The sequence below is a fragment of the Pedobacter immunditicola genome, assembly GCF_037482985.1.
Taxonomy (GTDB): Bacteria; Bacteroidota; Bacteroidia; order Sphingobacteriales; family Sphingobacteriaceae; genus Pedobacter; species Pedobacter immunditicola.
In genome coordinates this window covers 1-22,516 of sequence record NZ_JBBHKC010000004.1, presented here as the reverse complement: position 1 = coordinate 22,516, position 22,516 = coordinate 1, and the positions used below count along the sequence as shown (strand labels likewise).

25 protein-coding genes are annotated in these 22,516 nt (G+C 41.6%); 7 read left to right on the top strand and 18 right to left on the bottom strand.

Features of this window, described 5'->3' with window-relative positions; all coding sequences use genetic code 11:
* Positions 1–58 precede the first annotated feature (58 nt).
* Entirely contained in the window at positions 59–1,048 is a 990-nt protein-coding gene (locus WG905_RS07590; protein WP_339591112.1) for an alpha/beta fold hydrolase, read from the top strand.
* 6 nt (positions 1,049–1,054) lie between these two features.
* Here WG905_RS07590 and WG905_RS07585 read toward each other — a convergent pair whose 3' ends face one another.
* Positions 1,055–2,095 carry a Gfo/Idh/MocA family oxidoreductase gene (locus WG905_RS07585; protein ID WP_339591111.1) on the bottom strand — a complete coding sequence of 347 codons (1,041 nt, stop codon included), beginning with the start codon at positions 2,093–2,095 and terminating at the stop codon, positions 1,055–1,057.
* Between the two features lie 47 nt (positions 2,096–2,142).
* Between WG905_RS07585 and WG905_RS07580 the strand changes: the two genes are divergently transcribed.
* Positions 2,143–2,493, top strand: a complete 351-nt coding sequence (locus tag WG905_RS07580; RefSeq protein ID WP_339591110.1) for a hypothetical protein — start codon at positions 2,143–2,145, stop codon at positions 2,491–2,493.
* 86 nt (positions 2,494–2,579) lie between these two features.
* Here WG905_RS07580 and WG905_RS07575 read toward each other — a convergent pair whose 3' ends face one another.
* The 6 genes from WG905_RS07575 to WG905_RS07550 form a co-directional block, all read right to left on the bottom strand.
* Entirely contained in the window at positions 2,580–3,257 is a 678-nt protein-coding gene (locus WG905_RS07575) for a YiaD family glycine zipper/OmpA-like lipoprotein (RefSeq protein WP_339591109.1), read from the bottom strand.
* 132 nt (positions 3,258–3,389) lie between these two features.
* Positions 3,390–4,100: an ABC transporter ATP-binding protein gene (locus WG905_RS07570; RefSeq protein WP_339591108.1), complete on the bottom strand. Its 711-nt coding sequence runs from the start codon at positions 4,098–4,100 to the stop codon at positions 3,390–3,392.
* Positions 4,097–5,575, bottom strand: coding sequence for a DUF5687 family protein (locus tag WG905_RS07565; RefSeq protein WP_339591107.1), 1,479 nt, complete (start codon positions 5,573–5,575; stop codon positions 4,097–4,099). The genes WG905_RS07570 and WG905_RS07565 overlap by 4 nt, the downstream gene beginning before the upstream one ends.
* Before the next feature lie 17 nt (positions 5,576–5,592).
* Entirely contained in the window at positions 5,593–6,873 is a 1,281-nt protein-coding gene (locus tag WG905_RS07560) for a replication-associated recombination protein A (protein ID WP_339591465.1), read from the bottom strand.
* Between the two features lie 22 nt (positions 6,874–6,895).
* Entirely contained in the window at positions 6,896–8,107 is a 1,212-nt protein-coding gene (locus tag WG905_RS07555) for a DEAD/DEAH box helicase (RefSeq protein WP_339591106.1), read from the bottom strand.
* Between the two features lie 45 nt (positions 8,108–8,152).
* Positions 8,153–8,887 (bottom strand): DUF4197 domain-containing protein, encoded by a 735-nt coding sequence (locus WG905_RS07550; RefSeq protein ID WP_339591105.1) that lies wholly within the window; start codon positions 8,885–8,887, stop codon positions 8,153–8,155.
* A gap of 93 nt (positions 8,888–8,980) precedes the next feature.
* Here WG905_RS07550 and WG905_RS07545 point away from each other — a divergent pair, with 93 nt between their 5' ends.
* Positions 8,981–9,559: an RNA polymerase sigma factor gene (locus WG905_RS07545; RefSeq protein WP_339591104.1), complete on the top strand. Its 579-nt coding sequence runs from the start codon at positions 8,981–8,983 to the stop codon at positions 9,557–9,559.
* The gene (locus WG905_RS07540) at positions 9,552–10,178 is read left to right on the top strand and encodes an anti-sigma factor (protein WP_339591103.1); all 627 of its coding nucleotides are present in this window, start codon (positions 9,552–9,554) and stop codon (positions 10,176–10,178) included. Before WG905_RS07545 ends, WG905_RS07540 begins: the two co-directional genes overlap by 8 nt.
* A 6-nt stretch (positions 10,179–10,184) precedes the next feature.
* On the opposite strand, the gene WG905_RS07535 is transcribed toward WG905_RS07540, so the two are convergent.
* The 7 genes from WG905_RS07535 to WG905_RS07505 all read right to left on the bottom strand — a co-directional run bounded on the left by WG905_RS07535 (position 10,185) and on the right by WG905_RS07505 (position 16,835).
* On the bottom strand, positions 10,185–11,198 hold the full coding sequence (locus tag WG905_RS07535) for an inorganic phosphate transporter (protein ID WP_339591102.1): 1,014 nt from the start codon (positions 11,196–11,198) through the stop codon (positions 10,185–10,187).
* 10 nt (positions 11,199–11,208) lie between these two features.
* Positions 11,209–11,850 (bottom strand): DUF47 domain-containing protein, encoded by a 642-nt coding sequence (locus WG905_RS07530; protein ID WP_339591101.1) that lies wholly within the window; start codon positions 11,848–11,850, stop codon positions 11,209–11,211.
* A gap of 198 nt (positions 11,851–12,048) precedes the next feature.
* The gene (locus WG905_RS07525; protein ID WP_339591100.1) at positions 12,049–13,074 is read right to left on the bottom strand and encodes a sensor histidine kinase; all 1,026 of its coding nucleotides are present in this window, start codon (positions 13,072–13,074) and stop codon (positions 12,049–12,051) included.
* A 71-nt stretch (positions 13,075–13,145) separates the two neighbouring features.
* Positions 13,146–13,940, bottom strand: a complete 795-nt coding sequence (locus WG905_RS07520; protein WP_339591099.1) for a penicillin-binding transpeptidase domain-containing protein — start codon at positions 13,938–13,940, stop codon at positions 13,146–13,148.
* Between the two features lie 74 nt (positions 13,941–14,014).
* Complete coding sequence (locus tag WG905_RS07515; protein WP_339591098.1) at positions 14,015–15,586, bottom strand: hypothetical protein; 1,572 nt, start codon at positions 15,584–15,586, stop codon at positions 14,015–14,017.
* 2 nt (positions 15,587–15,588) lie between these two features.
* On the bottom strand, positions 15,589–16,341 hold the full coding sequence (locus WG905_RS07510; RefSeq protein ID WP_339591097.1) for an ATP-binding cassette domain-containing protein: 753 nt from the start codon (positions 16,339–16,341) through the stop codon (positions 15,589–15,591).
* Positions 16,342–16,457: 116 nt separating this feature from the next.
* Positions 16,458–16,835 (bottom strand): nuclear transport factor 2 family protein, encoded by a 378-nt coding sequence (locus WG905_RS07505; RefSeq protein WP_339591096.1) that lies wholly within the window; start codon positions 16,833–16,835, stop codon positions 16,458–16,460.
* A gap of 240 nt (positions 16,836–17,075) precedes the next feature.
* Here WG905_RS07505 and WG905_RS07500 point away from each other — a divergent pair, with 240 nt between their 5' ends.
* Both WG905_RS07500 and WG905_RS07495 read left to right on the top strand, forming a co-directional pair.
* A complete protein-coding gene (locus tag WG905_RS07500; RefSeq protein WP_339591095.1) occupies positions 17,076–17,546 on the top strand; it encodes a DinB family protein in 471 nt (156 codons plus the stop codon).
* 8 nt (positions 17,547–17,554) lie between these two features.
* Positions 17,555–18,001: a DinB family protein gene (locus WG905_RS07495; protein ID WP_339591094.1), complete on the top strand. Its 447-nt coding sequence runs from the start codon at positions 17,555–17,557 to the stop codon at positions 17,999–18,001.
* 26 nt (positions 18,002–18,027) lie between these two features.
* On the opposite strand, the gene WG905_RS07490 is transcribed toward WG905_RS07495, so the two are convergent.
* The 4 genes from WG905_RS07490 to WG905_RS07475 all read right to left on the bottom strand — a co-directional run bounded on the left by WG905_RS07490 (position 18,028) and on the right by WG905_RS07475 (position 21,988).
* Positions 18,028–18,786 carry a TIGR03915 family putative DNA repair protein gene (locus WG905_RS07490; protein WP_339591093.1) on the bottom strand — a complete coding sequence of 253 codons (759 nt, stop codon included), beginning with the start codon at positions 18,784–18,786 and terminating at the stop codon, positions 18,028–18,030.
* A gap of 18 nt (positions 18,787–18,804) precedes the next feature.
* A complete protein-coding gene (locus WG905_RS07485; RefSeq protein ID WP_339591092.1) occupies positions 18,805–20,061 on the bottom strand; it encodes a putative DNA modification/repair radical SAM protein in 1,257 nt (418 codons plus the stop codon).
* A gap of 67 nt (positions 20,062–20,128) precedes the next feature.
* Positions 20,129–20,779: an HD domain-containing protein gene (locus tag WG905_RS07480; RefSeq protein WP_339591091.1), complete on the bottom strand. Its 651-nt coding sequence runs from the start codon at positions 20,777–20,779 to the stop codon at positions 20,129–20,131.
* A gap of 9 nt (positions 20,780–20,788) precedes the next feature.
* Positions 20,789–21,988: a THUMP domain-containing class I SAM-dependent RNA methyltransferase gene (locus WG905_RS07475; protein WP_339591464.1), complete on the bottom strand. Its 1,200-nt coding sequence runs from the start codon at positions 21,986–21,988 to the stop codon at positions 20,789–20,791.
* A 72-nt stretch (positions 21,989–22,060) separates the two neighbouring features.
* On the opposite strand from WG905_RS07475, the gene WG905_RS07470 reads away from it, so the two are divergent.
* Entirely contained in the window at positions 22,061–22,423 is a 363-nt protein-coding gene (locus WG905_RS07470) for a DUF3127 domain-containing protein (protein WP_339591090.1), read from the top strand.
* Positions 22,424–22,516: the final 93 nt, after the last annotated feature.

Below are 22,516 nucleotides of genomic sequence, written 5' to 3'. Positions count from 1 at the left end.
AAAAACTATATATTTATAACTTTCACTACCGGATATTGTTTCCTGTAAAAGTATAACTATGTATAAAAAGATATCTCTGTTGTTTCTGCTGTCCTTTTCATTTACAGCGGCTGTTTTAGCTCAAAAAATCGATACGCTCTCCATCACTTTAGAAAATGTCAAATATGCTTACCCGGTTAAATTCTTCCCTATCACGACAGAAGGGCAGGATTTGAGGATGGCTTATATGGATGTGGCGCCAACAAACCGTGAAAACGGAAAAACTGTGGTTCTTTTCCATGGCAAAAACTTTGGTGGCTATTACTGGACAGAGGTGATTAAAGCGCTTTCCGACAGGGGTTACAGGGTAGTAGTACCAGACCAGATCGGTTTTGGCAAATCGTCAAAAGCTTTCATCCACTATAGCTTCCACCAGATGGCAGCCTGGAACAAGGCCTTGTTAACTTCCCTGGGCATTGAAAAAGCGAGTGTATTGGGCCATTCGATGGGTGGCATGCTGGCCACACGTTTTGCCTTGCTATACCCTGAATCTACCGAAAAACTGTTACTTGAAAATCCAATCGGATTAGAAGATTACAAGCAGATCGTACCTTATGTAACCACCGAACAACAATACCAGACGGAGTTGAAAGCGACTGCAGAAACAGCCCGTAAATATTACCAATCTTCTTATTTCACCATGTGGAGGCCTCATTTTGATTACCTGGTGCAGATTGCCGGCGGCGTTACTTACAGTGCAGATTTTCCGCGCTGGGCTAAAGTAGCTGCCATGACTTACACCATGATCTATGAACAACCGGTGCTGTATGAATTCCCAAACATCAAGGTGCCTACGGTACTATTTATCGGTAAAGAGGATAAAACAATTGTTGGTAAAGGCTTACTTAGTCCGGAGCAGCAAACCAAGTACGGACAGTACAAAGTATTGGGCAAACAAACGGCCTCTAAAATACCAAAAGCTAAACTAATTGAATTTGAAGGCTGCGGGCACATCCCACATGTTGAAGTGCCCACAGAATTCATTGTTGCATTATTGGGTAGTTTGTAAATCTATTTATTTGTTACTCACTATAACACCGTCCTCAGCTTCCAATATTTCCAGCTGGCACAATACCTGCTCCTCTTTAACGGGGTAGGCTGTGCCATTGGTTAGCGACTGGTAAACCGCATCAAATAAATCGATATATCTGCCTTTCTCTGCCGGAACCTGGCGCTGCGTTTTATTGCCTTCTTCATCTATTAAGGTCAGCTTGCCTTCCTGGCCGCTTTCCTCAATGCCGAAAGTGTTGTCTGAAGGCTTCATACCCTTCAACAGCTGATCTTCCTGCACATCTGCATGATTTTTAATATAGCTTCCGGTTTCGCCATGTAATACAAAGGCAGGTTGTATATCTGTTACCAGCATATTGCCCGTTACATACACATTGACGCTGTTGGGATAACTTAAATGAATGCTGAAAAAGTCATCTACTTTGGTGTCTTTCCTGTTTTTGCCTAACACTTTATAAAAACGTAAGGGTTTACCAAATAAGGCAATGGCCTGGTCCAGTAAATGCGGGCCCAGATCATACTGCATCCCGGTAGCGGGCATAATTTCTTCCTTAAAGGTTTTTGGGCCAATAGTTGGGCGGTAACGGTCGTACCTGAAATGTACTTCGTTAAGTTTACCCAGTACCCCTTGGTCCATGATGTTTTTTACAGAGTTAAAGCCACTGTCGTAACGCCTGTTCTGGTAAACAAACACTTGTTTACCTACTGTTCTCGCCAGTTCAAATAGTTCTTTGGCCTCTGCCACTGTAGCCGTAAAAGGCTTTTCTACCAATACATGTTTCCCTTTAAGTAAGGCACTTTTGGTATAATCGTAATGGCTGAAGTTTGGGGTATTCACGACCACAAGGTCAAGATCTTCATCATTCAACAGATCATCTATGGTGTCATAACTTTTGATATCGGGATAAGCTGAAGCTGCATTTTTATGATGCCTTTCCGTAACGGCGGACAACCTGAAACCGGGGTGTGCTTCCAGAAAGGGTGCATGAAATACTTTTCCAGACATGCCATAGGCTAGTAAGCCAGTTTTAATCACTTTTTCCATAGGCTAAAAATACAGAATACAAATTCGATAAATGTATCTTTGTCTTTATGAAACCAGCAGAAATCCATGCAAAATGGAAAATTCTTCAGCAAAAGATTGTTAAAGAATTTGATTCCGATGTACCGGACCTTAAAGTCATCTTGTTTTTAATTGGCGTACAGGAACTGGGCAAGGGGCCAGGGAAGTTTAGTAAAAGGCAAAAAGAAGAGTTAATGCATATTGCTACCTGCCGCTTGTTAAGTGAAATGGGTTTTTATGAATTAGAAGGGCTTGACCAGGATGGCTGGCCACATTGGAAGCTCATTAAGCCTGTGCCTTCTTATGCCATGATGGAGCAGGAACTACTGTTGAAGTCACTGGCTATTGATTATTTCGAAGATATATACAGGGAAGAATAGGACAAACTTAAAGAGGATAAAACTAAAAAACCCGAAGTACTTGCGTACAACGGGTTTTTGTTTTTATAGGTAGATGTAAAGTCTTTTTAGCTTTGTTTTTTAGCTTCTTCTTTAAGCTGATCGTTGGCAACAATTACAATTTCCACACGACGGTTAGCAGCTCTTCCATCATCCGTTGCATTGTCTGCAATTGGTTCGCTGAAACCTTTTCCTAAGGTAATTAACCTCGAAGCCGGTACGCCTTGTGCTACTGCATAAGCTTTAACTGCTGCTGCTCTTCTTTCAGAAAGGCTAACGTTATAGGCTGCTGCACCTTTATTGTCTGTATGGCCAATAACTTTGATGTCTGTTCCTGGGTATTGATTTAATGATTTTGCCAATGTTTGCACATTTTGTTTCGCTGCGGCCTTTAGGTTTGAGCTGTCAAAATCAAACAAAATACCACTGTCGAATTTCACAATAATACCTTCACCCTCACGGATCACTTCTGCACTTGGAATTGCATTCTCTATTTCCGCTGCTTGTTTATCCATTCTTTTACCAATAAACGCACCAGCTGTACCACCAACAGCACCACCAATAATAGCGCCTACTGCTGTGTTTCCTGCTTTTTTACCAATTATACCGCCTATTACACCACCTGCTGCAGCACCAATGCCTGCACCTTTTTGTGTTTTTGTTAGACTATCGCAGCCTTGTAGTGCCATTGCACTTATTGCTAATGCGATACTGAATGTTGCTATTCTTAATTTTGAAGTAACCATTTTGTTTTGTTCGAGTTTGTAATTATTTAACCTTAGTCAAACTAAATGCCAATCCTTAAACTAAAGGGATTATAGGGTTTACTGGTTAATTTTTTATGAATAGGCCTGCTATACTTTTATTTTTTGTACACTTTACAATACAATTTCATCAGAAAAATAAGCGTTTAATTCCTCAAGGGTGTTTTCATTGGTGGGTATATCCTTAATTATATTGCCTTTTTCCATTAAAATTATGCGGTTACACACGTCTGTCACGTGGTTCAAATCATGACTGGATATTAGGGTCGCCACCTGCTGCCCCGACTTTAAACTTTTCAGCAAGGTTTTTAGCCTGATTTGTGTCGTTGGATCTAAATTCGCGAAAGGTTCGTCTAGCACCAGCAGCTCGGGGTGTTGCATCATGGCCGCCGCAATGCCAATTTTATTTTGGTTTCCCTTCGAAAAATCCCTGATGTATTTTCCGCTGTTCAGGAGTTCCCTGTTGAAAAACTCCTCAAATTGTTGCAAATTTTCCATCACAGCTGAAACGCTTTGCTGCTGCAGACTTCCAATAAAAACAAAATATTCTTCAGGAGTCAGGTAATCAATAAGAAAGCCTTCATCGAGAAAAGATGCTGTATAGTTCTTCCATTGGTCATTTTGGGCCACGTTAATATCCTTAGACAGGATGATCCCAGCATCTGGCCTGATCAGGTCGAGCAACATTCTGAAGAGCGTGGTCTTGCCGGCACCGTTATTGCCCACCACGCCAATCGTTTCACCAGCGTTGATTTGTAAATCTTCAATGTTTACGACCGTCTTTCCGCCGTAGACTTTCTTTAAATTCTTTATTTCTACAATCATGAGCGTTCTCTAAAGCCTTCGGCTATTTTGTATTTTCTTTTATTAAATTCTTTCACTAAAAAATCAACCCAGAAATTTCGGGTAAATAGTCCGGCGATACCTAGGACTGCTATTCCGGCCAAACCGTGGTAAGGATTGCCATAATGAGCAAGGGGCAGGTAAATCAGAAAGGGGATCAGCAACACAGGCAGGCTCATGAGCATGGAAGCTGCGCCTACACCCTGCCAGTTGAAACTAGAGCCTTTGCTCAGGTCTATATGTTTGTAATTCCTGGTGGCAAAGTACAAAACCATTACTGTGGCTATGCCTATGCTATAAAAGTAAGCAGCAAATTGTATCAATAAGATCTTCCAGCTGATCAATCCGTACAGGCTCACGATGATGGTCAATACGGTGGAAGATAATGTAAACAAGAGGAACTTTGATTTAATGAAACTCTTGATGTTAGTTTTGCCGGCCATCAATCCATCGAATTCTGCACTTTGCCAGCCAAACATAAACTGGCCATAAAGTAAAATCATGTTGCCTGTCATGAAAAGCCCTGCAAAGAGCATCATCCCAAACTGGTCTTTTTCCAGCACCTCCGCCCGGTAAAAAAGAAAACCGTAGAACATGAATAAAAGCCCTTTAGAAACAGTAGACTTAGAACGTTTGTTTCTTAAGATCAGTTTAATCTCCATGGCTGCCAGCGCGCCTACTTCCCCAAAGCGGTCAAGAAAAGGGTAGTCGGTAGCACTTTTCAGCTTCTCGCCTGTACTGAGCTCTTCTATGTACAGATTCTTTTTTAGGTAATTTGCATTGACTATAAAAATGACCAATGCCATCACGGGAAATAACAAGCCCGTTAAAGGCTGTTGGGCAAGAAGGTGAAATACCTGGTTGGATAATTCGGCTATAGAAAATACCTGGTAATATTCCAGTGCGGCCAGACTGAGCAGCAAGAGCAAACCCCCAAATACAAAAGCTGTACTTGCTGTTGATAGGCGTTTTACATATAAAACAAGGTAGTTATTGAAAATAGCGAGGGAGAAAATAGAGACCATATACATGATGCTTGCGGCTGAACCGTAGCTGTCTGCAATTTCCAACAGGCAAAAAGGGAAAAATACAAATATCGGGATCAGGTTGAAAGGCGAAAACAGGGCGCTTACATTCAAAAAGTTAACCAGCTGATTTTTGCGGATATTTAAATGCAGATAGGGCACTACGGCAAGGGTGGGAAGTTCCTGCAATTGTAACCTCATCAGGAAATCTACCGCGAAGTAATAAAGAATCAAGCCATTGAAAACCATGATAACTTCTTTATCCGGCAAAAGTTGGATAATGATTTTATCCATGGCAATTCCGACTAAAAATGCACAGGCAAGCAGATAGAGGACCAGCAGGCCCATGATCACCTGAACGGCAATGTGGCTGCCTTTATTACGTGATCTCCAGAAGCCGGTCCACTGGTGACTTAAAAAGGTGAGGAGCATATAATTGGTGTTTGTCTTTAGTAATTGTATTTTTTCTTCCAGTTTTGTCTTAACTTTTCCCTGAGCTTCTCTTCTGCAGGGTTTTTCCCCGGATCGTATAATTTGGTGCCGCTCAGTTCCTCCGGCAGGTATTCCTGTGGAGAAAAGTTTCCTTCATAGCCATGTGAATATTGGTAATCTTTTCCATAACCAATGTTCTTCATCAGCTTTGTCGGTGCATTGCGCAGGTGCAGCGGGACGGGCAAATTGCCGGTTTCTTTTACCATCTGCTGGGCTTTATTGATCGCTTCGTAAGCGGCGTTGCTTTTGGCCGATGAGGCCAGGTAAGTCACAGCCTGGGAAAGTATGATCCTTGATTCAGGGAAACCGATCACATTAACGGCCTGGAAGCAGTTATTTGCCAGAAGCAGGGCGTTGGGGTTGGCATTGCCAATATCTTCTGCAGCAAGGATCACCAGCCTTCTGGCAATAAATAGGGGGTCTTCACCACCTTCAATCATTCTTGCCAGCCAATACACAGCGCCATTAGGGTCGCTGCCACGGATGGATTTGATAAATGCAGAGATAATATCGTAATGCTGTTCACCGGCCTTATCATACAAGGCCAGGTTTTGCTGTGCATGTTGCAGCACGTTTTCATTGGTCAGGATGACTTCCGTTCCACCAATGCCATTTACAGCAATTTCAAGTACATTGAGCAGCTTCCTCGCATCACCACCTGAAAGGCGGATCAATGCTTCATGCTCCTTGATGATGATGTTTTTTTCTTTGAGTAGCACATCCTGCTGCAGCGCGGTTTGTAACAGTCCTGTCAATTCCTGCTCATCCAAAGACTTTAAAATGTAAACCTGACACCTGGAAAGCAGGGCGGAGATGACTTCAAAAGAAGGGTTCTCTGTAGTGGCGCCAATCAGTGTAACCAATCCACGTTCAACCGCTCCCAGCAGGCTGTCCTGCTGCGATTTGCTGAAACGATGGATCTCATCTATGAATAATATAGGAAGGCCCAGGAAACTGTCTTTGAGTTGGGCTGCTTTATCGATGACCTCCCTGATATCCTTAACGCCGGAATTAATAGCACTAAGGTTAAAAAAGGGGCGGTCTAAAGTTTGGGAAATGATATAAGCCAAGGTAGTTTTACCCACACCCGGCGGTCCCCAGAAAATCATGGACGGCAGTTGTCCACTTAAAATTGCCTTTCTTAATACGGCATCAGGGCCTACCAGGTGCTTTTGGCCGACATACTCATCCAAATTTTGTGGGCGCATCCGTTCGGCTAAAGGGGGTAGGTTTTGCATCATATAAAGATATTAAACGCTGTTATACAGCCTTCTTTTTATGCCATACTTTTTTTTGCTGTGGCCGGTTGTTTCTTGCAGGCTCGGGTCTGTGGATGGCCTCAATGGCTGCAATCTTTTCCGGTAATTCTTTAATATCAATCTTCCGTTCAATGAGCTTTTCTATGCTTTCCAGCTTGCGTTTATCGCGTCCATTAACCAGGGTAATGGCAGTTCCTTTAGTTTCTGCCCTTGCTGTACGGCCAATTCTGTGCACATAATCTTCCGCATCATGGGGAACATCAAAGTTCACCACCAGGTCTATGCCTTCCACATCGATACCACGGCTCAGCACATCTGTACCAATCAGGATCGGTAAATTCTTGCTTTTAAAAGTTTGTAAAATGCTCTCGCGTTCCTTTTGATCCAGGTCTGAATGAAAAGCCTCTGCTTTTAAACCATGGGTCCTGAAAACTTTACCGAGATTTTTTACCTTATCTTTTGTAGAAGCAAATACGATGATGCTCTTATATTGGCCGCTTTTTAATATACCGGTCAACAAAGGTACTTTTTGATCGTCATGCACCTTATATATCTGTTGATCAATGCCTTCTGCAGGTTTAGAGATCGCCAGACTAATCTGTAATGGGTCTTTAAGCAGCTTTGCTGCCATGGTCCTTATTTTTGGAGGCATGGTAGCCGAGAACATCACCGTTTGTCTTTTTTCAGGAAGAAAACTGATGATTTTCATGATGTCATCATAAAAGCCCATGTCCAGCATGCGGTCAGCCTCGTCCAATACCAGGTGCTGCAACTTATCCAGTTTCAGCAAACCTGAAGAAAGGTGAGAAATCAGCCTGCCCGGTGTAGCGATAATCAGGTCGACACCTTCACGCATGGACCTTTTTTGCTGTTCATAAGCTATGCCATCCCCACCACCATATACCGTTAAAGAGCTGATATTGGTGAAATAAGAAAGTGCTTCCACCTGCATATCTATTTGTTGCGCTAATTCCCTTGTGGGCGCTAAAATAAGGGTGTTATTATGCCTGTCTTCCGTTTCACTGATCATGTTCATGATGGGTAAAAGGTAAGCGCCGGTTTTTCCCGTACCTGTTTGCGCGCAGGCAATTAAATCTTTTTTATCTAATATGATAGGGATCGCCTGTTCCTGAATGGGGGTGGCGTTGCGAAATCCCATGGCCAGTAAACCCTCTAATAGTTGAGGGTTAAATTTAAAATCTTTGAAATCCAATGTACTTGATTGTTACTATGTATTTTATAAAAGTAACTTAAATATTTATTTATTCCTATCGGCATAGCCAAACACTTTTTGTAAAAGTGATGTGGAGCGGGAGTTGAAATCACTTCTGATTTTTAATTCTTCCTGTGCAATCTGGATAAACATACCTTCAATTGCTTTCTGAGCAACGTAGGCGGAGAGGTCTGTATTTACCGGGTTCACCAGTGGAATTTTGTTATATCTGGAAGCGGCATCGCCCCAGTATTTTGTTGCCCCAACTTTATTTAAGCTGTTGTTGATCACCGGTTTAAAGCGCTCCATGAGCTGTGAGGTGGTTACACGCTTAAAATAAGCAGTCGCTGCGTCATTATTTCCCAGCAAAATATTGGTGGCATCTGTGATGGTCATCTGTTTGATGGCGGAAATAAAAATTGGTTTAGCCTCTTTTGCGGCATCTTCTGCAGCCCGGTTTAAACTGATGACTACGTTATCTGCCAGAGAACCAAGCCCTAACGTGCGCAAAGTTTTTTCTACCTTTTGTGCTTCTGAAGGAAATAATATTTTTACAGCCATATTACCTAAAAAGCCATCCTTGGCTGCGAGTTTGTCTGCTCCTGCCGAAGTTCCAAACTCCAATGCTTGCTTGATACCCAATCCAATTTCCTGTGTGGTGGGGTTGCCGGAATTAGGGATCTGTTTTAATATGCTGCCAAGTTGTGCCTGACTTTGTACATCACATCCACTTAATAAGATTAGAAAGGCGCCGACTAATAAAGTACTTATTTTATTCATGCTAAATTTTAGGTGTACTTAGCAAATGTGCTGCCATCGCTGCATCTGTCAGAAAAAATAATTATACTTGAGTAGATTTAGCCAAACAAGACCTTGAAGTTAATCAAAGCAAAACCCGGTAGCCCGGCCCAAGATGACGCAGCCTTGATTGCCCTTTATAAAAAAACGGGCGACCTGGAAGTGCTGGGTGAATTGTATGGGCGCTACATGCATTTGGTTTACGGGGTGTGCCTGAAGTACTTGCAGGATGAAGCCAAGAGTCAGGATGCCGTGATGCACATTTTTGAAGAGCTTATTCAAAAATTAAAGATCCATGAGGTGCAGAATTTCAAAAGCTGGCTTCATGTGCTTTGCCGTAATCATTGCCTGATGGCCCTTCGGAAGTCGGGTAAGAATAAAACCGTGTCTATTGAGGATACATTTGTGGAAAACACGGAATTTGTGCATCTAAATATAGACGATACAAAGGAACAGCAGCTCACCTTGATGGAGAAGTGCATGGAGAGCCTCCCTGAAGAACAGCGCATTAGTGTAGATTTGTTTTATTTGAAGGAGAAATGCTATAAAGAAATCACTGAAATTACAGGTTATGACCTGAATAAAGTGAAAAGCTATATCCAGAATGGAAAAAGGAATTTAAAGAATTGTATCGAAAAAAACAGCCGTGAATAGAGATTGGTTAGCAACAGCAGTATTAGAAGATTACCTAGACGGTAAGCTGGATGCCTCAGAGATGCATCAGGTGGAGCTGCATGCCCTGGAAGATCCCTTTGTGGCCGAGGCATTGGCAGGTTTATCTGAATCTCCCAAGCGCTCGCTCCAAACCTTATCCTTATTGCAAAAACAATTGCATGACCGGGTGGCACAACAGAAAAGCCATAAGAAACATAGTGTTTATACCTGGCAGCGTCTAAGTATTGCCGCCGCTGCGGCCGTTTTGTTCATTGCAGTGAGCATCGTGTTTTGGATGAAGGATAATGCCGCGAGAAATCAGCGGGCCCAACAACAAGATACGGTAACCACTTATTTAACAAATGCACAGCCGGTAGGAGGTTACCAGGCCTACCAGACATATCTCGAGAAAAACAACCGGCTAAAGGGCAGTAAGATCCACGAGATGGTAAATCTTACTTTCCAGGTACAGCAAAACGGCCAGGCCGAGGCCATCCAGATTTTAAAAACCCCCGGAAAAGCTTACTCCGATGAGGCTGTCCGGCTGGTGATGGAAGGGCCTAAATGGGAGTTGCCGAAAAATGGACCTAATAAAGTCAGTTTGAGTATCGGGTTTTAAGGTGTCTTAAAAGAATAGCAAGTGGATGATCGTAAATACGAGTCCTGCCAGTACTGCTGAAACCGGGATCGTCAATACCCAAGCCCAGAGTAAGCTCACGGTAACACCCCAGCGAACTGCGGACACCCTTTTTAATAGTCCTACCCCAACAATAGATCCCGTAATGGTATGTGTCGTGGAAACCGGAATACCAAAATGCTCGGTGATGCCCAGGGTTACTGCACCCGCAGTTTCTGCTGCTACGCCCTCAAATGCATTTACTTTGGTGATTTTAGATCCCATAGTTTTGACAATCTTCCAGCCACCACTCATGGTGCCCAGGGCGATGGCCGCATAACAGGATATTGGAATCCATTCCGGCATGGTATCTCCCGAATTAAGTGCGTTACCTGCAACCATGGCCACATAAATGATACCCATTACCTTTTGTGCATCGTTACCACCATGGGTAAAGCTAAGTGCTGCAGAAGAAATCAGTTGGAGTCTTTTAAACCACTTCTCGGCGACCGAAGGCCTTGCGTTTTTCGCCAGGTGCATGATAATAATCGATATGATCACCGAAATCAGTGCACCCATTACCGGAGCTAGGACTATAAAGGCCACCACTTTGAAGATTGGGCCAAAGTTAATTGCCAATAAGGCGCTGTCGCCCATAAAAAGTGCTTTCGCCATACCTGCACCGGCAAATCCACCGATTAAAGTATGCGAAGAACTTGAAGGAATGCCATACCACCAGGTAAATAAATTCCAGGAAATTGCGGCGAGGAGACCAGCGAGGATCACTTCCAGTGTAATATAGTTTTCAACCACCGTCTTGGCAATGGTATTCGCCACTTTGTGGTCTGTGAAGTAAAAGTAAGCTGCAAAGTTGAAAACTGCAGCCCAAAGTACAGCTTGAAAAGGGGTTAATACTTTTGTTGAAACAATTGTTGCAATAGAATTCGCGGCATCATGAAAACCGTTGATATAGTCGAAACCAATAGCCAGTATAACTACAACGACCAGTAAGGTGTATTCCATTTTTAGATGTTTAAGCGTTCTTTACCAAAATAGATTCCAACACATTCGCTGCATCTTCGCATTTATCTGTAGCAAGTTCAAGGGTTTGTAGAACTTCTTTTTGTTTAATCAATTCAATGGCATTTGTTTCGAATTCAAATAAACGGGCAATGGCCAGGTTACAGATGTAATCCGCCTTGTTTTCCCCACTGTTAATTCTCACGCAGGCATCAGCAATTACACGAATATTTTTGAAACTTCTTAGTTCTTTGATCGCCTTCTCTAAATCTGTACACATTTCAACCAGCAATTCAGCCAGCTTAATCATCGAATCGCCTATTTTAACAATATTATATAATTCAATATTGGTTGCCGAAGCATGAATGTAATCGGCAATGTCATCCACAGCACTGGCCAGAGAGTGAATATCTTCCCTGTCAAACGGAGTGATGAAATTTTTACTTAATTCAAGGAAGATTGAATGGGTAATCTCGTCCCCCACATGTTCAAGGCGCCCGATTTCCTTAATATGTTCTTTTCTTTTTTCGAGATCAGAAGTATTTAGCGCAATTAATAACGCTTCAGAGATCTTCAATGTGTTATTTGCAGCTTGCTCAAAAAGCGGCTGGAACTTCTTATCTTTCGGAGTAAAGAACTTAAAAATATCGTTCATCTTGTGTTTTAATTTCTTTTATTTTGGGGCGTGGAAATTTGAATCTTCCAGATCCAAAATAAAATTTTTACAAAAGTAGGATTGCAATGTTAATTTAATGTTAAGTGTTAAGATTATTATAATTAATATTAAATTAACTTTGCGTTACCTCAACTTGTCAATTAGGATCGGTCTTGCCACTTCTTCCTCGTTAAAAGCTTAACTTGCTTTTGCCAGGGTAAAAGCGAACGTAGTACCTATTTGTTGGGTACTTCTTACCGATATGATTTGTTGGTGTGCTTCCAGAATATGCTTCACGATAGCCAAGCCTAAACCTGTACCCCCAATTTCCCTCGACCGGTGTGAATCTATTCTGTAAAAACGTTCGAATAACCTTGATAGGTGTTTCTCCTCGATACCCACACCATCATCTGTTACTTCAATTAAATACTGGTCGTGCAATTCAAATATCTTAATGGCAGTCGAACCATGGTCTTTTCCATATTTCAATGAATTCTGGATCAAGTTGAGCATAACTTGTCTGATTTTTTCCCGGTCAGCCATTACCATGGCCGGATGTGTGTATTTTTCCTTGAAAGACAGCCTGATATCTTTAATTTTAGCTTTATCTTCCATGGTTTCCATCACTTCTTTTGCCAGCATGACAAAGTCGAATTTTTCGAAATTGATGGGCACCTGTCCACTCTCTAATTTAGAGATCGCATCCAGGTCGTTGATGAGGTATGTTAAACGCTCCACGTTTTTCTCTGCCTTCTTTAAGAAACCAGCCGCTCGATCCGGATCATCTTCAATACAATCTTCCAACGCTTCAATATAACCCTGAATGGCAAATAAAGGTGTTTTAAATTCATGTGAAACGTTAGATAAAAACTCTCTTCTAAACTGTTCCTGTTGTTTCAAGATATCGATTTCTTTCTTTTTGGCGCCTGCCCAATCTTTTACTTCCTGTTCTACATCATTAATGGGGTCATTGCTGACATACTCTCCCAAAGCATCTTTAAGGTCCTTTCCTAATTTTAAGTTATGGATGAGCTTATAAATCAGTTTAATTTTTGAATAAATGTATTTTTCAAGCAGATAATAAAATACGATGTAGCTGGTAATAAATGAGATACCAAAAGCGATAGACATGTAATACCAACTGTTTTGGAAATAATAATTGACTAAACCCATAGATAGCCCCACAACAAGCGCAGTGATGAGCACTAAAACACTTAACTTCATAGCAGCAATTTACAAGATTATTTCAAATACGCAAGAGAACAGGGGTTTTATTTTGTTTTACGCTGGATTTGTTAGTTAAAACTACCAATATCCTGCAATACATGCCTGGTTACCGCCTTTTTGTAGGTGGCAAAATAGGGTTCCACCTCCATCGAACTTTTAATTAGCCTGGTCGCAAAGAAATACACATTGTTTTTCGTTTCAATATAACCTACCCACCAGCCGATGTCTTGTCCATCTTTCCTTGTCAATCCTGTGTTATCCCGTAAAATATAACTGTCCGTTTGTTCCGAGATCATCATTTTCTTTACAATAGCGATGTGCTTTTTAGAAAAGGGCAGGTCATTGTTGTAGACCTTCCTTAAGAACATGACTTGATTGACGGGACTAATGCCGTAGTTCCCGTAATTCCAGAAATCTACTCCTTTCTCAGAAAAATCAAGGTTGCCATATTCACATAATGACAAGTACTTTTTGTAGTTCTTTCTCTTTATTTTTTTGGCGAGCTCCACGTCAAACCAAACAGTGGAATTCTTATAAGCGGTTTTCAGGTCGGTGTCTTTATTCCACACAGCGATGTTTCTGCCAAGAAAACTTTTAGGAACACCATCCCACTTCAGAACCTGATTTTCATTTTTTATGGCCCCTGTTTCTAACGCAATAAGGGAGTTTAATATCTTAAAGGTGGATGCTGGTAGGGTAGGCTTCCTCGCATCCCTGGTGTCGCTAAAAAACCATTCCTGCCGTCGTGAATCGTATATAGTGATGCTTCCAACAACTTTATCCAAAGTGATGGCCATTTGTGCCCTTCCCTGTTGGGTAAAAGCAATAAAAAGGATCAGTAAAGAGGCTTTAAATATTAGCATATTGGAAATATTTCTGCTAAATTTTGCTAAACTAAGATACCGATAAATAACTTAATTTAGTTCTTTCTGCCTTTTTATAAATGTCTTAACTGGTAGCTTCGTATCCAAAAACTGGTAAATGCTAAAGTTGCATTGATTACAAAAATGATCAGTATATAATTGTAATCATGTGGCATAGTGCCCAGGTAGTCTGTCCAGGGTATTTTGTTCAATACAGCATAAGTAAGCAGGAAGAACAAGATTTCAAATAACTTTTTACCTCCGCTGATCATGCCCAGGAATATAGCTGACAAAACAACGAGGAATGCCCCGTTTAAGATATGGCCAACGGTATGGTAATCCATCAAAAATGTATAACGCAACAATACCGGTAACGCAAGTAAAATCGCAAGGAGAATGCCTGCCAGAATTTGGGCGGGCAACATTCTAAATAATGGCCTATATGACGCATAAGTGAAATAATGAAGTCTGCCAGTTTTTTCTCTTGTAGCTATATCAGACCACCGGCTTACCTGCAGAAACCATAGCACAGGGAGCAGGTAGGTATGTGCAAGGGATAGGGGGGCAAAAAAAGTCGACAGCCATAAAGCCCCATTAACTACCCAAAACCATTTATTGCCTTTCCTGATCAGTAATAACAATTCTGTCTTTATAAAAGGTAATATACTGTAGTCAGCGATCATGGGTGGTAATAAGGATAGGTTGATTCCGGCTGACTTAATAGGTAGCTGCACTGCATGTTCCTTCTTCAAACGTTTTTTCTTGGTTTTACCGGCCGTTTGATTAAAATCGAAACGATGGAAAAAGAATGAAGAGAAATAAACAAGGCCCAATCCCAGGCAGAACCATAGAAGGCGACTAACGATAAAAGAACCTTTCCAGTTTAGACCCTCCCATTCAAAACGCTGAAATGGTTCCGGTTTCTTGAAAATAAAACCAAATGATACTTCTTTGATGTCTTCCTTATAAGTTGAATTGAGCTGGTTTTTCACACTATTCGTCATGGTGCTTAAACCAAAAGGGTCAAAAATCGCGTTCTTCCCGTCCTTGTTTGCGGTGTTGATGCCTGCCATCACTGCGCCACATAAGAAAAAGTAAAGAATAAATTGCAGTATACTTCTTTTGCCAAGAAATACTTCAGCAACAACGGCAAGTGCAGCTACCAAAAACAAGGCAGGAAGGGCAAAAATAACAAAAGGCCATACAAAGTGTCCCAAAATAAAAGGATGATCTCCACCTCGTATAAAGAACATCACGATACTCGTTACGAAAATGCAAGCAGTGATGCTTAAGAGAACCAAATAATTACTGATGTGTTTACTTAATAAGTATTGAAAGTTGGTGATCCGGCTTGTCGCAATAATCAACCCTACCTCCGTTTCAATATCCTTTTTGATGCTGTTATTCACTAGAAGAAAACCATAAAAGGACAGCATCACCGTAGTCATGATGGCACTAAGATAACCCACCCATGCAGCGTTAAACGCTGCTTTGTAACCGTGAACGCCTAATGTAGTATAATTTGCCGTATGAGCAGGCACAAATAAGTATGCCACATATATGGTGATGGCTAAAGTAAGCAGAAAAGCATAACTACGCGTGCGCTGAAGGTAGTCTGCTTTGACGATGCTGAACATATAGCGCATGTCTAATGGTTTTTTTGTGTAAAGAACAAATAAGCATCCTCCAGGTTTAGGGTAACAGGAACATCCGATAGGGTGATTTTACTTTCAGCGTGTTTGATGATCTCTGGTTGAAATCCTTTGGTAATCAGCCTTCCATTTTGCATGATGGCTACTTCATCGGCAATGGTTTCAATATCTGATATAATGTGTGATGACAGGATAATGATACAGTCCTCAGCCAGATTGGCGATCAGCTGTCTGAACCTTAACCTTTCTTCAGGATCCAGTCCGACAGTGGGCTCGTCAAAAATGAGCACTTTGGGGTCGTTCAGTAAAGCCTGTGCAATGCCGATGCGTTGTTTCATTCCGCCGGAATAGGTGCCAATCGGATTCTTCGCTTCCGCCGTTAAGTTTACGCCGTCCAGCAGCATTTCAATCCTTTTTCTTAAGCCCTTGCCGCCTACACCCTTCATTGCAGCGATATACTCTAAAAATTCATAAGCATTAAGATTTGGGTATACCCCAAAGTCCTGTGGAAGGTAACCTAGGGTTTTGCGAATATAGTCGGGGTCTTTAACAATGTCTTTGCCATTCAAAAACAGGGTTCCTGTGGTAGGTTTACTTATTGTTGCGATGATCTTCATCAATGTAGATTTACCGGCTCCATTTGGCCCCAGTAAACCTAAAATGCCTTTTTCAATAGTAATTGAATAATCCTCCAGGCCGGTTTTATGTCGGTTGTATTGCTTTGTGAGATTGTTAATTTCTAAAATCATCGATTTATTTACTTCCTGACGAAAGTATATAAATTAAGTTATATACATGGGAATTAAATTAACTGGTGATTACAAAGTTTTTAGCTTAAGCAGGCCCTAAAAATAACAGCAGGAAATCAGCTGACATCTGTTATCGCTATAATTTTGTCTTGAGAAAACTTAAAAATGGATTTTCCTTTAAGCTCAAGTTTACTGCCTTTTTTCAATTCATCCGATAAATCTACAGCCAAAGTCGCCCTATAATCGATGTCTATTTCACTTTGGTGTTCATCGTGTTTAAACCGAATAATTTGCTGATACCTTTGACTAAACAGGCTCTTCGCTTTTTCAGCCTGTGCCCTAAATGCTGTTAAGCCTTCCAATGTCATGTTAATCGCGCCTTCGGACACATTTTTAAATAAGATATCAGGATCCAGGTGAATTAACATACCATCAATGTCGAAGTTGTTATAAGCATTAACATAATTGTGAATAATTTGTTCCCTTTGTCTCATCGCTTTTTGATGCTTTTTAAAATAAACAGGTTAATTTTATATAAAGGTTTATAAAACTTAAACTTATCATTTAGTTCAATATAAAGCCAATTATTTGCTTCATGACCTGGGAAAAAAGAACAGGGTTTGAAGGTTTCTGAACACCATTGAGATGGCGATAAATGTTAAAAATAAGCTGATGGTCACATTATTATCATTAAAAAATTTAATATTTTCTGGTGAAATCCAAATTGAGAAGAGATGAAAACAACCGAACTCATTGCCCAGCATATTTTAGAAGTGCATGAAGGCAATAACTGGACAGAATCTGCTATTGCAGGTGCTTTGGCTGATGTGACTGTCAATGATGCTACCCGCCAGACGGCAGCTTCCCCAAATACAATAGCTTCCTTGTTGCACCACATCACTTTCTGGAACCGGCTGATGGTGCAAAGAATTAACGGTATTGATGTGCCAGAGACGGAAAGCAACGGCTATGATGTGCCGCCTTTGCATACAGAAGAGGAATGGCAGGTACTAAAGGCTGATAATATCAATTCGGCACATGAACTGGCTGCGGCTATCAGGGCTTTTGATGAAAACCGGTTACAACAGCCTATTTTGCCGGGTTATTCAACAGCTTATAAAAATCTTCAGGGCACCTCCGAACATATACATTACCATTTAGGGCAAATGGTCATCTTGAAACAATTGATTCATGCTGAAAAGTAAAAATGCTTATGAAATCATTACTACATAAATTGTCCCTTTATAACAATTGGGCTAATCAAAAAATTTTCACACAATTTTCACAACTGGAGGATAAAACGCCTGCCACTTCAATGCATTTTTTATGTCATGTAATGAATGCCCAAACGGTATGGCTAAGCAGGATCACGGGTCAACAATCCTCAGTCAGGACCTGGGACGATCATTCCTTAGACGTTTGTATGGAGATGCAGCAGCAGACCCATGAAATGTTGAAACACCTGACTACAGCAGAAGTCGACCTCCAACAGCTTATTTCCTATACCACTTTCAATGGCTTGTCGTTCGAGAACTCCATTTATGATATCCTTATCCATGTGTTTAACCACGGCACCTACCACCGTGCTCAAATAGCCCAGGATATGCGCAAGAATGGGTTGGAGCCTGTCAATACTGATTACATTGCTTTTGTAAGGTGATGTAAAGGGTGGATAGAACAGGCAGATTATTGCTTTTCTGTCAGGTATTTCCAGTAACGCCGTGGTACATGTTGTACATGCAGTTTAGTGTTTTTGCGGACAGCAATATTGGTGCTTTTAAAATAGTCTTTCCATAAATTGCCATAGTGTGTTTCCTCCTCGGATAAGCTACCTGCACCCGGTTTTTTAAATCGGTGCCTGTCTTCCGCTGGAACCTGAATTTCCTTTACCTGGTCCAGGTCATAGTGTAAACCATAATTCCGCTTCAGGTCATAAATGATCCATTGCTGATCTGCATAACGTGCTTTGAAATGGCCCATGATTAAAGGCAGAACGTTAAAATCCGGATCAATGCCACAATAGAAATAACCGTCTGCAGTTTGCTGAAAGCGGATAAAAGCTTCCATCCGGTGTTTTTCCCTTTCTACTTTTTTTGCAAATTGTGCCACGGCCAAGACATGAGGATCACCATAGTTGTTTTCAGCCCCGTCAGCTTCCTTGAAAAGGTTGCAACTCAATTCAAAAAGGTGGGTATAAGCTTCGGCTTGTTCTGATAGATAACAACAGTAGTATCGCCTCATCCACCCCTTGTCGAGCTTTTTCTGTAAACCCTTCCATACCCGATCGGCTTTTTGATTGTCGCTTAACACCTGGAAAATCTCGGTAAATGCCTCCGATTGATAAAGCGCTGTGGTGACCAGCCTTATTTTCCCCGGCTTTCGTTCAAACCATTCGTAAACCGCACAAAGTAAGCCTTCTAGACTTCCATCAAAAACGTAGATCATTTTGAATACAGGTGATGTTTAAAACAAAATCAATTGACTTGTGTCGTTCTTTAAATATTTGCTCTGGCTTTCGGCTAAGATAAAAGCCTTTATTTGCGTACTCTGGTAATCCTTTAATTGATAGGGGCTGTCGGCACATTTAATGAAATGTTTTGCCCGGTTGTAAGAAATGCCAATCTTCTGCAATTGGTCAATTCTTAATTTTCCAAACTTGCGGGCCTGTACTATCTTTTTTGCAGAGCCGACTCCAATGCCCGGCACGCGTAATATGTTTTTATAACTGGCCACATTGATGTCGACCGGAAAAAATTGAAGGTTACGTAAAGCCCAGCTTAATTTGGGATCGATATCGATATCAAGGTGTGGTTTGGCATCGTTTAGCAGTTCGTTGACGTGGAAACCATAAAAACGCATCAGCCAGTCGGTTTGGTAAAGGCGGTTTTCACGGATCAGCGGCGGTTGTGTACCCAATAGGGGCAAACGGTTGTCATTACTAATGGGGATATAACCTGAATAATAAACCCTGCGCAAGGAAAAGTTTTTGTAAAATGCAGCTGCGGTATGCATAATGTCTTTGTCGGTTTCCGGTGTTGCGCCGATCACCATCTGTGTGCTTTGTCCGGCCGGAACAAATTGTGGAACACTCTTGATCAGCTTCCGCTCTTCTTTGAACTGTACTATCTGGTTTTGCACATCGCCCAAAGGTTTGATCACGTCCTGGTGACTCTTCTCTGGGGCTAGCAGCTTTAAACCACTTTCGGTCGGCATTTCCAGGTTAATACTCATGCGGTCGGCATAGAAGCCTGCCTCTCTGATCAATTCTTCGCTCGCGCCCGGGATTGTTTTTAAATGGATGTAACCATTATAACGTTCTTCCAGCCTTAATTTCTTGACCACGCGCAACAGCCGTTCCATGGTGAAATCAGCATTCTTGAAAATCCCCGAGCTTAAAAATAAGCCCTCAATATAATTACGGCGATAAAAGTTCATGGTCAGCTGCACCACTTCATCCACGGTGAAAGCAGCCCTTTCAATATCATTGCTTTTGCGGGAAACACAATAGGCACAGTCAAAAATACAATGATTGGTGAGTAATATTTTCAGAAGAGAAACACAGCGGCCGTCTTCTGTATAGGTGTGACAGATACCACCCATGTGGCCATTGCCAAGGCCTTTGTTGTCGTTTTTCCGTTTACTGCCGCTGGAAGAGCAGGAAACATCGTATTTAGCGGCATCCGCCAATATATTTAATTTTTCTCTAACCCGTTCTAACATAACCCACAATTTACTAACAAATATAGTGTTTAAAACTAATAATGTTAGTAAATTGTTTTAAGGTGTTTTATTTTTCACCTTCCCATTCAGCGTAGAACTGATCGAGGTAAGTGAGCATAAACTGGTGCCTTTCTTCCGCCATTTGTTTTCCGGCCGCCGTTTTCATCAGATCTTTTAAAAGCAGCAGCTTTTCGTAAAAGTGATTTACTGTTGGAGCCACGGTATTTTTATAGGCTTCTTTGTCGGCATATTGCTGCGGTTTAATCTCCGGGTCATAAAGCACCCTGTTTTTAAATCCTCCATAAGTAAAGGCGCGGGCAATACCGATGGCGCCAATGGCATCCAGCCGGTCGGCGTCTTGTACAATGTCAAGTTCCTTTGATGCAAAAGTAATTTGCCCTAAACTTGCTTTAAAGCTCAGGTTCCTGATAATTTCCTGCACATGGACAATCACATCCGGATCAAGCCCCAGGCTCTTTAAAAAATCTCCGGCCAAACGCGGACCAACTTCTTCATCACCGCCATTAAACTTGCTGTCGGCTATATCGTGAAGCAAGGCAGCCAGGGCTACCACCAGTTCGTCACCATGCTCCGTATGGTTGATCTGTTTTGCTGTTTTATACACCCTTTCAATGTGAAACCAGTCGTGCCCGGCTTCAGCACCTGCTAAAGTTTTCTTTACAAAATCAATTGTTTTGCTGATGATGAGTTGCTCCATAAAGTTTAATTACTGTTGGGGAGTTTTTTGAACCGGACGCTCTTCTTCGGGCCTGCGGGTGCCATCATACAATTCATATTCCAGCATCCGGCAATCTAATTTACCGTTATAAAATTCTAGCTTACGACTGGCCTTAAGTCCGATTTTTTTGGCCAGGTCAGGGTTCCCTGTAAAAATATAACCTGTATAACCTTTACAATGCTGTTTCATGAAATCACCGATGCGCCTGTAGGTCAACTCAAGTTTGGTATGTTCTCCCAAACGTTCGCCATACTCAGGGTTGAAAACAACCACGCCTCTGCCGCCTTCCGGTACAGGGGTATCCGCAAAATCGCATACTTCAAAGGTGATCAAAGTGTCGACACCAGCAGTTTTTGCATTACGGCGGCTTATTTCAACAGCATCCTCCGAGATATCAGTGGCGATGATGGTCAAGTCTGTATTTTTAACGACCTGTTCTTTTAAAATACGGCGTTCAGCAAAGAAAGCTTCTTCATCATAGCCTAAAATATGCATAAAGCCGTAGTTCATTCTATATAAACCCGGGCGGCGGTTGGTCGCAATCAATGCAGCTTCAATAGCCAATGTTCCCGACCCGCACATGGGATTAATGAAAGGTGATTTCTGGTCCCAGGTGGTACTAAAAATGGTACCTGCGGCAAGTGCTTCGAGCATAGGTGCTTTTCCGGGGATTTTACGGTAGCCGTGTTTGGCAAGCGTTTCACCTGAAGTATCTATAAATATATCCGCTTCACTGTCTTTCCAATATAAATGGATAACCGCTTTATTGGCGTCAGAACCAGAGTTTGGACGAATGTCTTTTTGAGCTTTGATGCGGTCCACAATAGCGTCCTTTACCTTTAAGTTAGCAAATAAAGGGGTGGTTATGGTTGGGTTATCGACATTTGACGTCACCGAGAAATAACCTGCAAAGTCGATCAGCTCTTCCCATGCAATATCAACGACTTCCCGGTAAAGTTCTTCCGGGTTATTGGCTTTGAAACTGCTGATGCAGTATAAAATCTGACTGGCACAGCGCAGGTTCAGGTTTAGTTTTATACATTCCGTTAAAGTAATGTTTAACTCTACACCCGTCGGGAAATCCCTGACGATCGTGTAACCCAATGACTTAACTTCTTCTACCAGGTAAGGTGAAAGCCTTTTATTGCAGGTTATGATAACCTTATTTTTTGTGTGGAAAACTTGCATCATATATTGTGCGAAGTTATCAATAAAAATATAGAGATTTGAACTTGAAAGTATAATATAAGAGTATTTGTTATGGAATTAAAAGGAAAAGTGCACGAAATCGGTGCATTACAACAGGTGAGTGAGACTTTTAAAAAACGTGACCTAATTATAGAGTATGCGGAAAACCCAACATATCCAGAGTATATCAGGTTTGAAGCTTTGCAAGATAAAACTGGTTTATTTGATAGTTTAAAAGTTGGGGATAATGTAGAGGTTGCGTTTAACTTACGCGGTCGTCCTTGGACGGATAAAACCGGTAAAGTTTCCTATTTTAATAGTTTAGTTGTATGGCGTATCAACACATTGAATAATGCAGCTGGCGCCACTCCAGAATACGCTCCGCCTGTAGATTTAAACAGTGCACCCGGCGATGAAGATGATCTGCCGTTCTAAAAATCTTTTTTAAGAAAACAATTTTGATGGGGAGTGCCGGGATTAATTTCCGGCACTTTTTTTATGTCCCGGAATTTTATCAGCAGTTGGTGG